Source organism: Kaistia sp. 32K, from assembly GCF_016629525.1.
Lineage (GTDB): Bacteria > Pseudomonadota > Alphaproteobacteria > Rhizobiales > Kaistiaceae > Kaistia.
Genome location: NZ_AP024269.1, coordinates 5275026 through 5287741 on the forward strand (window position 1 = coordinate 5275026; position 12716 = coordinate 5287741).

At 64.8% G+C, this 12716-nt stretch carries 15 protein-coding genes; 14 read left to right on the forward strand and 1 reads right to left on the reverse strand.

The annotated features are described in order from the left end of the window. Positions 1 to 9 precede the first annotated feature (9 nt). From K32_RS24520 to K32_RS24540, 5 genes are all read left to right on the forward strand, one after another. The gene (locus K32_RS24520) at positions 10 to 651 is read left to right on the forward strand and encodes a hypothetical protein (protein WP_201401986.1); all 642 of its coding nucleotides are present in this window, start codon (positions 10 to 12) and stop codon (positions 649 to 651) included. A gap of 77 nt (positions 652 to 728) precedes the next feature. Further along, on the forward strand, positions 729 to 1145 hold the full coding sequence (locus K32_RS24525) for a hypothetical protein (protein WP_201401987.1): 417 nt from the start codon (positions 729 to 731) through the stop codon (positions 1143 to 1145). Between the two features lie 349 nt (positions 1146 to 1494). After that, positions 1495 to 1713, forward strand: coding sequence for a hypothetical protein (locus K32_RS24530; protein WP_201401988.1), 219 nt, complete (start codon positions 1495 to 1497; stop codon positions 1711 to 1713). Continuing rightward, positions 1710 to 2204, forward strand: coding sequence for a DUF1643 domain-containing protein (locus K32_RS24535; protein WP_201401989.1), 495 nt, complete (start codon positions 1710 to 1712; stop codon positions 2202 to 2204). The genes K32_RS24530 and K32_RS24535 overlap by 4 nt, the downstream gene beginning before the upstream one ends. Beyond that, positions 2201 to 2644 carry a phage protein NinX family protein gene (locus K32_RS24540; RefSeq protein ID WP_201401990.1) on the forward strand — a complete coding sequence of 148 codons (444 nt, stop codon included), beginning with the start codon at positions 2201 to 2203 and terminating at the stop codon, positions 2642 to 2644. Before K32_RS24535 ends, K32_RS24540 begins: the two co-directional genes overlap by 4 nt. Here K32_RS24540 and K32_RS24545 read toward each other — a convergent pair. Beyond that, positions 2625 to 3452, reverse strand: coding sequence for a hypothetical protein (locus tag K32_RS24545; protein WP_201401991.1), 828 nt, complete (start codon positions 3450 to 3452; stop codon positions 2625 to 2627). The genes K32_RS24540 and K32_RS24545 overlap by 20 nt on opposite strands. A gap of 46 nt (positions 3453 to 3498) precedes the next feature. Between K32_RS24545 and K32_RS24550 the strand changes: the two genes are divergently transcribed. The 9 genes from K32_RS24550 (at position 3499) to K32_RS24585 (ending at position 12651) form a co-directional block, all read left to right on the forward strand. Then, complete coding sequence (locus K32_RS24550) at positions 3499 to 4407, forward strand: hypothetical protein (RefSeq protein WP_201401992.1); 909 nt, start codon at positions 3499 to 3501, stop codon at positions 4405 to 4407. Further along, positions 4400 to 4624, forward strand: coding sequence for a hypothetical protein (locus K32_RS24555; RefSeq protein WP_201401993.1), 225 nt, complete (start codon positions 4400 to 4402; stop codon positions 4622 to 4624). Before K32_RS24550 ends, K32_RS24555 begins: the two co-directional genes overlap by 8 nt. A 9-nt stretch (positions 4625 to 4633) precedes the next feature. After that, entirely contained in the window at positions 4634 to 6346 is a 1713-nt protein-coding gene (locus tag K32_RS24560) for a hypothetical protein (protein ID WP_201401994.1), read from the forward strand. Between the two features lie 14 nt (positions 6347 to 6360). Further along, positions 6361 to 6783 (forward strand): hypothetical protein, encoded by a 423-nt coding sequence (locus tag K32_RS24565; protein WP_201401995.1) that lies wholly within the window; start codon positions 6361 to 6363, stop codon positions 6781 to 6783. A 68-nt stretch (positions 6784 to 6851) separates the two neighbouring features. Continuing rightward, positions 6852 to 7247, forward strand: coding sequence for a hypothetical protein (locus K32_RS24570; protein WP_201401996.1), 396 nt, complete (start codon positions 6852 to 6854; stop codon positions 7245 to 7247). A gap of 70 nt (positions 7248 to 7317) precedes the next feature. Continuing rightward, the gene (locus K32_RS25050; protein ID WP_256434765.1) at positions 7318 to 7449 is read left to right on the forward strand and encodes a hypothetical protein; all 132 of its coding nucleotides are present in this window, start codon (positions 7318 to 7320) and stop codon (positions 7447 to 7449) included. A gap of 7 nt (positions 7450 to 7456) precedes the next feature. Then, a complete protein-coding gene (locus K32_RS24575) occupies positions 7457 to 10327 on the forward strand; it encodes a lytic transglycosylase domain-containing protein (RefSeq protein ID WP_201401997.1) in 2871 nt (956 codons plus the stop codon). A gap of 9 nt (positions 10328 to 10336) precedes the next feature. Beyond that, entirely contained in the window at positions 10337 to 11908 is a 1572-nt protein-coding gene (locus tag K32_RS24580; protein WP_201401998.1) for a hypothetical protein, read from the forward strand. Beyond that, the gene (locus K32_RS24585) at positions 11905 to 12651 is read left to right on the forward strand and encodes a hypothetical protein (RefSeq protein WP_201401999.1); all 747 of its coding nucleotides are present in this window, start codon (positions 11905 to 11907) and stop codon (positions 12649 to 12651) included. Before K32_RS24580 ends, K32_RS24585 begins: the two co-directional genes overlap by 4 nt. The last annotated feature ends 65 nt before the right edge of the window (positions 12652 to 12716 follow it).

The following is a 12716-nucleotide window of genomic DNA, read 5'->3' on the forward strand; positions in this document are numbered from 1 at the left end:
GGAGCCCGCATGTACCTGAACCAGGCCAGATTCACCAAACACGTCATGAAGATGGGCCAGCAGATCCTCTGGCGCGCGTCGTTCGCGTGCTCCTGCGTCAACCCGACCAGCGGCGCGCCAGACGCAAAGTGCAAGCTGTGCGGCAAGAAGGGGCGCATCTGGAGCCCGGCGCAGCGCACCGTCGTCGGGCTGCAGAAGCAGGAGATCAAGCCCGAGTGGGTGAACGCTGGCCTGTGGGAGGCCGGCGACCTGCTGGTGACCGTGCCCGAGAACTCGCCCATGTGGCAGGGCGGCCAGTTCGACCGCGTGACCATGCTCAACGCCGAGGATCGTTTCTCGCGGCCGCTGGTGCGCGGCAAGCCGGATGAAGACCTGTCGATGCTGTCGGTCAAGAGCATCGAGCGGGTGTTCTGGAAGCACCCTGTGACCCAGGCCCTGATCGAGGGCGGCATTCCCGAGGTGGACGGCGACGGCAAGATCACCTGGGGCGCCGGCGCGCCGCCTGCCGGCATGGCCTACAGCATCACCGGCTTCAGGTACCCGGACTACTTCATCTGGGGCGAGCTGCCATCGAACCGGAACATCCACTCCGGGGTCAGGCTGCCGAAGCGTGTTGTTCTGCGGCGCTGGGATCTGCTCGGCAAGGGATAGTTGCTCAAATAAAATAAAGTCAGGTACACTCCAAGCATCATCATAGATGCAGGGTGTGCCTGCAGGGAGAAAGGAAGGTGACTGCCAACTACGGCGCCATGCAAGTGGCCGACTATACTGTTTTTCAACTGATGCCGGACGGCTCTCGCAACAAGGCGTGGGCCAGCGCCTACACTGACCACAATTCCGGGGTTCTCCAGACCGATGTTGCCAACCGCCTGGCCGCTTGCTGGAACGCCTGCGAAGGCATCCGCACAACTGACCTCGTTGCGCTCGCCGGAACTGGCATCCTGGCGAAAGCCAACCACAATGCTGACGTGGTGGTGAAGCAGCGCGACACCCTGCTGGCAGCGCTTGAGGCCATCGTCGCTGACGACTACGAGGTGCCGCACGATGCGATCAACGCCGACATCGCCATCGAGAATGGGCGCCTGCTGCGCCGGATCAGGGCGACCGCTCGCACCGCCATCGCTGCGGCGAAGGGTGGTGCGTGATGGGCGCATCTCGCGAGATCCAGGTCATGTACGAGTGCGACCGCTGTAACCAGCTTCACGACCGCGAGTATCAGGCCGAGCAGTGCTGCGAGCCGGATGTTCGTACCGTGTACGTGTGCCCAGTGTGTGATAATGCCTGCTCAACGCGGGAATCCGCTACGGCCTGTCTTGCCAGTCATGTCGAAGTGCCGGAGTGCGACACCGAGCACTGCCCGAACTGCTTGCGTGAGGCTGAAACTTCGCAGCTGCGTATCGAGATCGCGGTAGCGGGCCACTGCAGCACGTGCAACCCGATCTACACGACGGAGCAGAACCTAACCATCAAGTATGCACTTGAAGGGGGCGCCCAATGACCCCCATCCCCATCAGCGCCGCCGAGCGCATCGCCAAGGAATACGGCTACGACCAAGTGATCATCATCGCCCGCAAGGTCGGCGATGATCCCGAGCCGCACGGCGAGCACGTCACCACCTACGGCATCACCAAGGCGCACTGCGCCGTGGCGGCAAGGGCTGGCGACTTCCTCAAGTACAAGGTCATGGGCTGGGTGAAGGAGGGGGAGCGATGAGCGCAATAATCAGTGCTTGCGGCAAGTACCGTTACCGCCTGGAGCGCGACTGCGGCATGCCATTCGATGGAAGCAAGACGTTTGCATATTTCGGCATCAACCCGAGCACTGCTGACGCCACCTTGGACGATGCTACCGTGCGTAAATGGCGCGGCTTCACTGTGCGCAATGGAGGTCATCGTTTCATCGTCGGTAACGTGTTCAGCTATCGTGCGACTGACGTTCGGGAGCTGGCCCGCCAGCCATTTCCGCAGGGGCCTGAGCATTACCGGCACCTGCAGCAGATCATCGCAGCGGCTGACCTTCTGGTGCCTTGCTGGGGCGCGTCGGCAAAGTTGCCGGTCGAGCTACGTCACCACCTGTCTACCCTCCTGGCCTGGCTGCAGCGCACCGGCAAACCCATGGCTACCTTCGGGATGACAAGCTGCGGCCAGCCAAAGCACCCTCTGATGCTCGGCTATGACACCCCTCTGGACTGGATGCAGCCATGACGAAAATGACCGAAGTGAAGGTCGCCGAGCTGAGTGGTAAGGCGCTGGATTGGGCGGTGGCGCAGGCTGACGGCCGCTGCTTGCATGAGCGCATCCGCATCGTTCGCTACAACGACGATTCCGACTACATCTGCGAGGACTGCGGCAAGGACACCTACATGGAGCCGATCCGGCAGACGTGGAAGCCATCCACCGACTGGAGCCAGGGTGGCCCGCTGATAGAGAAGCACAACATCCAGACCAGCTACAATGGCAATGGCTTTCATCGCAGCACGACCGGCAAGCATTGGTGCGCATATGTCTGCAAGCCTCATGGCCCGGAGCGGGCCAGCGGCTCAGGGCCTACTCCCCTGATCGCCGCTTGCCGCGCCATCGTAGCCGCCAAGTTCGTCGACACCATCAGCGTCCCTGCCGAACTGATCACCCCAGCTGCCTCTTGATCGCAGCCGCGAACGCAGCCTGCGCCTTGGGCCGCATGTTGTCCGTCACCTTGCGCACCAGATGCTTGCCTGGCTGCGCAGGGATGACCCAGCCGGTCTGCCCCTCGATCATCACCCTGAAGGTCAGGTAGGCACTGCTCTTCGCGCCGCCCGGCGTGCTGGTGTCGAACCTGACCATCCCCTGCGCCCACTTGCTCTGGCCAGCATCAGCCTTGCTGAGGCGCTGCCCCCAGGCGTAGTGGAACTGCGGCACCGTCATGGCGCCCTTGGTCTTCATGTTCGATAGGTAGGGCGTCTGCTGGGCCGATGGCCGCATGCCGCTGGTCGGCGAAAGGTGCGTGACCTCGCCGCTGGCGCGCTTACCCTGACCGGTCACCGCGGATGCCGCCAGCGCCTGCGCGGTGTCGTACAGCCCGGCGGCCTGCAGCTTCTTCACGTTGTGCCGCATCGGGATTACGAGGAAGCGTCGCCCGTCCTCTGTCCTGCGCACCTTGCTGCTGGTGTTCAGCATCCGCTTCAGGTCGTAGGCCGGCCGGCCTGTTTCGATGGCCTGGGCGTGCTTGTAGTTCGACTCGACCACGGCCGAGAAGTCGCCCGTCATGCGCCAGGTTACCGTGGAGGCATAGGCGTCCTTCTCGCCGGCCCAGAGCTTGGCCTGGTAGATTTCCTTGCGCCACTCCGCCGCCGTCTGCTCGGCCACGGCGCGCACGGCCTGGTTCAGCAGCGGGAAAATCTGCTTGTTGACGATAGCGGTGACGTCGAGCTTCGAGCCGAGGTCGAAGCTGATCTTGAAGTCGAGGTTTGCCATAGGGCCAGTCTGCCGTCACGCCGCGTCGTGACGCCACAATGCTCTCATGGCAATTTCAATCGTCCAGCCGCTGTCTGCCGGCAGCGCCATTCGCCTCTTCATCGACCCGCCAGCCGGGGCGAGGTATTGGCGCATCTTGCAGATGGGCCTGGACGACTTCGACAGCCTGGACATCGACAGCGCCGAGCCGTTCGAGGATCGCGGCCTGGAGTACATGGTCTGGCCTGACGGCTCCATGGTTCCGCTCGTCTACCAGGGCGACGACCGCGTCGTCGTGGTTGCGCAGCACCTGCAGAACGAGGTCATGGCATTCTTCCGGCCCTACTACCGGATGGATGACGACACCTGGCAGGCAGGGGCCACTGCGCGCGGCACGCCGACGGCGCTGTTCGAGGAGAGCAGCACCGACGTGCAGTCCTTCGTCCGTGACCGGATCGAAGACGCGCTTCGGGTCGAGTGCCTGCGCGGGAACATCATGGCCGAGTACGAATACGTGCAGGTCTACACTGCACCGCCCGCGCTCGAGCAGAATCTGCGCTTCCCGCTGGTCACCATCACGCTGGATGACGAGAGCCCGGCCGAGCGCGCAATCGGTGAAGACATCACCGGCGACTGGTTCGACGAGGTCGGCGACGACTGGTTCGAGTCCGAGGGCTACCTGGCCCAGGTGCAGCTGTCCATTGTCGGTTGGTCGCTCAACAGCGACGAGCGCATCGAGCTGCGCAAGGCCCTGCGCCGGGCCTTCATCGCCAACCTCCCGATCTTCGAGTCGCGCGGCATGATCCTGCCGCAGATCAGCTTCCAAGACGTGGACGCGCTCAACGGCGAGTTCAACGTCAACATGTACCAGGTCATGGGGTCATTCTCGTGCCAGGCACCTGTCCGCGTCGGTCGCCGCTATGGCGAGGACGAGGTCATTCGAGACGTCATCACCACCAGGAGCAACAATGGCTAAATCTTCCGCCGCTGCGGACAAGCCCGACGTGAGTCCGGGCGCGGAGCCGCAAAGCACCATCACACTCAACGAGTTCTGCCTGCGCCTCTCGACCCGCGTCAAGCGCGTCGAGCTGATCGGCGCATTCGAGCATGCCGAACGGGCGGCCGACAAGGCGAACGACACCGAGGCAGCCTACCAGGCTCGCTTCGACGCCTTCATCAAGAAGCCCGCGTAAGGAGGCATCATGTCTGTTTTCTTCGACGGGCAACTGCTCGTCACCCCGACAACGGCGTCCGTCGTCAACGACGATGCGATGCGCAATCAGAACATCGGCATCGGCAACGTCGCAGCCTTCGTCGGTCGCAGCACCGGCGGCGCGCCGAAAACCCCGCTGCGCTTCAGCAGCCCGGATGCCGCCAAGCGCGTTCTACGCAGTGGTGAGCTTCTGGACGCCGTCCTCAAGGCCTTCGATCCGTCCGCCGAGCTTGGCGCGCCGTCGACCGTGGTTGCGATGCGGGTGAACCCTGCTGTGCAGGCCGACCTGCCGATTTCCGACGCAGGCGACGTGGTCGCGCTGGAGCTGAAGTCCATCGGCTACGGCCTGGGCGAGAACCACATCCGCGTCAAGATCGAGACCGGCACCCTGCAGGGCAAGCGCCTGACCGTGCAGCAGGGTGATCGCTACTTCACTGCCGACAACGTGGGTGCCAGCGCCTTCTCTGTGCAGTACACCGGCACCGAGGAGACCGCGACCGTCAGCGTCACGTCTGCCGAGGTCACGCTGAGCGCCCCTGCCGGCACCGTTGCCGCCAAGATCAGCCTTACCGACTTCCCGACCGTTGGCTCGCTGGTCGACCGCATCAATGCGACGCCCGGCTTCCGCGCGAGCGTGACCGGCCGCAGCGACAGTGTGCCGACCCTGAACGCGCTGGATCATGCCGCCGCCCAGAGCGTGCTGGATGCCTTCACCGTGCGTGCCGACCTGCAGGCCGTCGTGGACTGGTTCAACGGCAACAATCAGGATCTGGTGCGCGCCACCCGCCAGCCTGGCGCTGGTGCGCCGCCGGCCAACCTGCCGACCACCTACCTGGCCGGCGGCAGCGATGGCGTGACCACCTTCGACGACTGGGCCGCTTCCTACGAAGCCCTGCAGCGCGTCGACGTGCAGTGGGTGACCCCGATCAGCGGCGACCCCGCCATCCACGCCATGAACGACACCCACGTCTCGTTCTGCTCCAACCAGCTGCGCAAGGAGCGCCGCAGCGTGGTCGGCACCGGCCTGAACACCAGCAACGAGGACGCGATCGCCGCGGCCAAACTGCTGAACAGCGACCGCACGTCCCTGGTGCACATCGGCCACTACGACTACGACGCCACCGGCAAGCTGGTGCTGTACCCGGCCTACATGACCGCCGCGCTGATCGCTGGTGCGTTCTCCGGCGTGAACCCGGGCACCCCGCTGACCAACAAGACCCTCAAGGTTCGCGGCTGGGAGCGTGATCTGGTCAACCCGACCGAGACCGACGAGCTGATCCTGGGCGGCGTGCTGGCGGTGGAGAACACCGACGCAGGCTACAAGGTGGTCAAGTCGATCAGCACCTGGCGTCAGAACGACAACTACAACCGCGTCGAGCAGTCCTGCGGCTTCGCCCTGGACTTCACCGTGCGCGCGGTGCGCCAGGCTGTCGATGTTCTGCGCGGCCAGAAGGGCAACCAGCTGATCCCGTCGCGCGCGGTGAGCATCACCGACTCGGTGCTGCGCGAGCTGGCCCGTGCCGAGCCGGAAGGCCCTGGCGTGCTGGCTGGCGACGCGAACAGCCAGGCCTTCCGTGGCATCCGTGCCTCGATCACCGGCGACGTGACCCGGGTCGAGTTCGAGTGCTCGCCGGTGATCCCCAACAACTACAACCTCGTGACCGTCTACGCCGTGCCGTACAGCGGCAGCGCGAGCGCGTAAGGAGCGCCTGAACCATGAGACAGAACCTGCAAACTCGCTCCGGCAACCGGATCGCGGTGGTTTTCGACGGCAAGCAGATTGGCCTTGTGCAGTCTGTTCGCGCCAACGACGACTACTCCCCCGAGGCCGCCAGCGGCATTGGCGACATCCACGCTCAGGAGTACGTGCCGACCATGGCGCGGCACTCCCTCAGCGTGAGCGCCATGCTGCTCAACCGCGGTGCGATGCTCCAAGCCGGCATCGTCATGGAGAACGGCGAGGCTGTGCTCCAGGGCCTGGTATTCGACCTGGAGGTCTACTCCAAGGACGATGGCCAGCTGCTGCGCAAGTACATCGGCTGCTCCTACGCATCCGGCGACCTTGAGGTCAACAAGCACGCGATCATCATGCAGTCCGCCCAGTTCTACGCGCTGGACGTGACTGGCCAGGGCGCGTGACAGCACAATGACCTACCAGCCGCCCCACCAATCGGTCGGGCGGCTTTCTTTCATCATGAGGAATGACCATGGCACGTCGTGAACCGCAAAAAACCGACTTCACCGTCGACGTCGAAGGCGTCGGCCAGTTCATTTTCGCGCGCCGCACGATGCGCGACGAGATCAAGATTCAGCAGGAGTTCGCCCGCTACATCGGCGGCCTGGAGCCGACTGAATGGCTGTTGATGCTCGGCGGCTGGCTGTCCACGCTGAGCGTTCTGATCGTCTCCGAGCCCGATGGCTGGCTGCGGGACATCGATGGCCACCCCGTCGAAGACGTGATGGATAGCGACCCGCTCGACGGGGACACCTACGAGACGCTGAAAAAAGTGCATGGCGCTCTGCGCGACAAGGAGGACTCCTTTCGACGCAAACATGCACAAGGTGGCCAAGCGGAACGCCAAAGAGCGGGCGAAGACAACTGAGTTCTGGTTCAGGCGCAAGTACAACCTGACCAGTACAGACCCCAGGTTCCTTGACGCGACCCTGGAAGAAATGATCACCGATTACTGGGCTCACACTTTCCTCGACGACCCGAAAGCATTGGAAGAGATCGAAGACGAAGACTTCGATATGGATGCTGAGTTGGCGAAGATGGAGGCCGGGCACTGGGAGACAATACGCTGATATGGCAATGAAAATCCCGGTCGAGGCCGACTTCAACAGCGCGGACATCGAGAAGAAGATCGAGCAGCTGAACCGGATGTTCGCCAACATGGGCCAGACCGTGGCCAAGGCGAGCGGGCAGCGCTTCGAGCCAATCACGCTGAAGACGAAGCAGGATCTCGACTACTTCGTCAAGCAGTCCCAGCAGCTGGTGCGCGTCCAGGGCGAGCTCGGCAAGCGGATGGCGAACAGTGGCCAGGCGGGCATGAACCCGTTCGAGGCCAACTGGTCGAAAATGTACCTCAACGAACAGACCCGCATGCGCCGGATGCGCGAGGCGCTGGTGTTCATGGGGGGCGAGTTCGAGGCAGCGCACAGCCCGGTGCCGCCGGCACAGCGCCCGGGAGGATCGTCGCGCACGCCGCCGAGCAGGGCGCCTGAGCCGCCGACGCGCCGCCAGCCTGGTGTCGGCACCCAGTGGGTCGGTGGTGGCCTGCGCGCTCTCGGCCCGGCTGGGGGTGTCGCAGCGGGCTCGCTGTCGACCGGCATGTCGATGGGGTTCGGCGCCGGCCTGATGGGCCTGCTCGGCGGCCTTGGCGCGCTCGGCATCGGCAAGGTTGTCGGCGCGGCCACTGAGAAAATGGGCGTCGCCGAAGACAACGCCGTCGCTTACGACCGCCTGAAGCGCACGCTCGGCGACGTCAACGTCTCGTTCGGCGCGCTGAAGTCCGTACTGGAGAGCTCGGCCGACAACGTCAAGGTCACCTTCAGCGAGGCGGCGCAGCTCGGCAGCCAGTTCGCGAAGCTCGGCAACCTGACCGCAGACCAGTACAAGACGCTGTCCGGCGAGCTGCAGACCGGCGTCGGCCTGTCCCGCGCGTTCGGCCTCGACCCGAGCCAGGGCGTTGGCGCGCTCGGCGTGGCGCGCGGCATGCGGATGACCAGCAACGAGCAGGACAGCCGCAAGTTCGCGTTGCTGATCGGCGAGACGATTGCCCGCTCGAATGCCTTCGCCAAAGCCGACGAGGTGATGGACGCTATCGCCGGCTATACCACCCAGCAGACCCGTGCCAGCCTGGGCGCCAACGTCGGCGGCTACGCTGGGCTGTTCTCGGCGCTTACCGGCTCTGGCATCCCAGGCCTTGATCCGACCGGCGCGGCAGGCCTGCTGTCGCGCGTGAATGCCTCGCTGTCCGCCGGCGGCGCCAAGGGCGAGGCCAGCCAGTTCATGTCGGCCACCATCGGCGCGCGCTACGGGCTCGACCCGTTCCAGATGCAGCTCTGGCGCGAGGGCGGCGCCTTCGCCACGCTGGACAGCACCTTCGGCGCCGGCAGCATGGCCTCCCGCTTCGGTATGCGCGGCCCGGGCGGTGACACCACCTGGCTGGGCGCATCGCTGTCCGAGATCCGCCGGCAGTACGGCGGCAACCAGGGCATGCTCGCGCACGCGACGGCAAACCACCTCGGCATCAATATGAACCAGGCCATGGCCATGCTGGCCATCGACCCGAACCAGACCGGCGAGATGGAGCGCCGCCTGGGCGCCGCTGGCGTCAGCCTGACGGACATGAACGCCGCCGGCATCGCCTCGATGGCCAAGGTGATGTTCGGTTCCGACGCAGACCGCACGTCGGTGGCCCAGGCGCTGCGCAGCCGAACCGGTGCCGGCTCGCTGTCTGCTGACGAGCAGCGACAGCTCGACATGGTCATGGGCGGCGACGACGTGGGTGCGCAGAAGGAGCTGCTGACCCGCCTGGTGGCGAGCCGCGACCAGGAGCAGACGCAGGGCAAGGACATCCGCGACAGCAAGGCCGCGCTCGACAACATCAAGACAGCGGTGGCTGACAAGCTGATCCCGCTCACCCAAGAGATGCGTAACGGCATCATGCACATCGCCGGCCGCGGCGAGAAGTCGTCTGCCGACATTCAGGAAGAGGTCATGCGGGCGGACTCGCGCGGCCGAGCCCAGGCCATCAAGGGGAAATACGGCTCGCTGATCGGAGAGCAGGACAAGCGCATCGTCGATGCGCGCCTGAGCGAAGACCCGGCCGACTACAGCACCACCGAGAACTCCCGGCGCATTCAGGAAGAGGCGAACAGGGAGATCGCCAGGCTCAAGGGCGAGCAGGCCGACCTGCTGGCGGAAGAGAACGACATGCTGGGCGAGCGCATCAAGGCGATGCGCGACGACGAGAGCCGGCGCCTGATGCCGGCCAACGCCAGCATGCACATGGGTGGCGGCCCGGTCGGCAGGTTCGCCAATGGCAGCGGCGCGCGTAGCCGTGCCCCGGTCGGCGGTGGTGGTGGCGGCAGGATGCCGAAAGGCCTTGGCCAGCTCTCGCAAGACCCTGCCTTCCGCGCCTTGGTCTCCGGCTATGAGCGCGAGATCGGTGCGCCGGAGGGGCTGCTGTGGGCGCAGATCGAGCAGGAGAGCCGGTACCACACGAACGCAGTGTCGCCGAAGGGCGCTGAGGGCTTGGCTCAGTTCATGCCCGGGACGCGCGCCGGCCTGGAACGTAAGTTCGGGCGCTCGTTCGACCCCTACGACCCGCAGGACGCGGCCTTCATGCAGAAGGAGCTGATGCGCGAGCTGTTCCAGCAGTTCGGCAACTGGGACGACGCCCTGCGCGGCTATAATGCGGGGCCTTCGACCAGCCGCTGGAACAACAGCGAGACACGGAACTACGTGCCTTCGATCCGGGGCATCATGGATCGCAACTCGAGCCAGGGCACGCCGCTGCCCGACGGCGGCGCGGCGGCGCAGAACAGCCAGAGCTTCCGCATCCAGGCCGACCCCATCGAGGTCATCCACAAGAACCTGGCGGGCCAGTATGTCGGCCCGTCGCAGATGCTGGCCACGCGAGTGGGGCCAGCCAGCCCGTTCGGCACGACGGGCTAAGGGGTAGCGATGCCGCAAATTCTCGACGCGCAGCCGCAGATCAGCGTGCGGCTGTACAAGACCATCACCCGGTCAACTATCGACGGCCAGTCGCCAGTCTCCGAGCGCTACCAGGGCAAGGACGAGTACATCGACCTGACGCCGTATCTCGGCGACGGCTCCAGCGTGGTGACCAGCAAGAGCGTGCGCGAGCCGGCCGGCGCCTTCAACATCACCTTCGCTGACAGGCCGCAGAACGCCGTGATGGTGGACGTCCAGCAGGCGCTGTGCGTGCCAACCCAGGCCATCGAGTCGATCTATGGCCTGGTGGAGCCGATGGACGTCGTCGAGATCCGCATGTGGGGTGGCGTTGGCCCGAGGCCGGCAGAGCTGCCGATCAAGATGCGCGGCTTCGTGTCCGAGGTTCAGCGCCTGCAGAGCATCGCCGGCGACGGAAAGCCGGTGCGCACCGTGGTGATCAGCGGCCAGGACTACGGCAAAATCTGGCAGACCTTCCAAGTCATCTACCTGGCTTCGTATGCCGAGGGCCAGTCCCTGCTGACCAACTTCGGCCTGTGGGAGATGTTCGGCGTCGAGGCCAAGAACGTGCTGTCCGCGCCCGAGTTTGTCCGGCAGATGATCCAGAAGGTCATCAACCCGCACATCACGAAGTTCATGCCCAAGCACTCGCCGATGCCGCGCGAGCTGATGACCGGCGACTCCGTCTCGGTCAAGCACGGGGTGGTGAACAACAGCTATCAGAACATGCAGGGCTCGATCTACGACATCCTGAAGTTCTTCGGCGACGTCGGAGTCTGGAATGAGCTCTACACCGAGGATCACGAGGACGGCGTGCACGTGGTCTACCGGCCGGTGCCGGCGCTGCACCTGACCAAGCCGGCCGGCGCGAAGGACAGCAAAATCCAAGACGACGCGCCGAACCCGGTCTACGTGCCAATCCCCGACCAGTACATCGCCAACCTGTCGGCGGCCAGGTCGGATGCGAACGTGGCCAACTTCTATTGGGTGAACAACAGCCGCTTCGACATGGTGGACGACATCTACCGCAAGCTGTCGGCAATCCCGGCTGCCGACGGCACCGTCAATCTGAAGGAGTACCCGAACTCGGCCGTCAAATACTACGGCGTGCGCCCCATGTACGCCGAGACGCAGCAGGGCGGCGACGGGATCGTGAACATGCTGGGCGGCCAGGACGAGAAGACCCAGAACCACCGCAGCGGGGAGATCGAGGCGTGGATCGATCGTCGCCGCCGGCTGATGCTCGAGATGAACAAGGACAATGTGGTGTTCGAGCGCGGATCGGCCAGGGTCAAGGGCGGCCTGATGCGGCCGGACGGCAGTGGGCACATGCGCGCCGGTGACTATGCGGTGTTCGGCACCGGGGTCATCGACTCCAGGGCCTACATCGTGTCGATCACCGACGAGTACGTCACCTACCAGGGGTATACTGCCAGCATCCAGTTCGAGCGCGGCGAAGGCTTCGTGAACCGGGCGTCGATGGAGGGCGGCATGGACTCACCATGGCTTGCCGAGCAGACCAGGCGCCGAACAGTTGAAGATGTCATTCGGGAGTTTCAATGAGCATGCGGCTTGGGGTGGTAGTGGCCACCCACCCAGGCGACCATTCGGTCGACCTGGTGATGGCGGACAACGGTGATCGCCTCGTCGGCGTGCAGGTCATGACGCCGAGCGGAAGCAGCAGGTCAGGTGTGGTGGACATGCCGGCCGTGCCGGAGAAGGCGAACAAGTGGGACATCTCGCAACGAACCGGGCAAGACCAGATCGCCGTGGTCGGCTACATCAACAAGCAGCCCGTGGTCACCGGCTTCATCTATCCGCAGATCAATCAGTTTCTGTCGAAAGACCCACGCCGCCTGATCGGACGGCATCAATCCGACATGCAGTGGTCTATCGACGGCGAGGCCAACTTCCAGCTGGTGCACCCGAGCGGCACCTACATTCGCATCGGCGAGTCTGCCGACGTGGAGCCGACCAATGGGCAGAACGCCCATGGCAACTCTGAGGCCGACCGTAATACCGGGCGCAAGGTCAATGTGCGCATCGGCCTTGCCGGGAACGCCGTGGTGCTGACCATGACGCCAGACGGCGTCGTCACGCTCAAGATGGAGCAGGATCTCGACATCGAGTGCGCTGGCGCCAGGGTGAAGGCCTCCGAGGGGATCGTGTTCGATACGCCGAAGGCGCATTTCACTGGAGAGGTCTCCAGCGATGGCGACATGATCGCCGGTGGCGTGAGCGCGCAGCAGCACGGGCACATTCGCGTGCAACCTGGGAACGGAACATCCGGGCCGCCTCAGCAGTAGCGATGTCGTGACCGCATACTGCGGTCATGTTGCAGACAGCCCCGCCTACTGACCAGCGTGCCGGT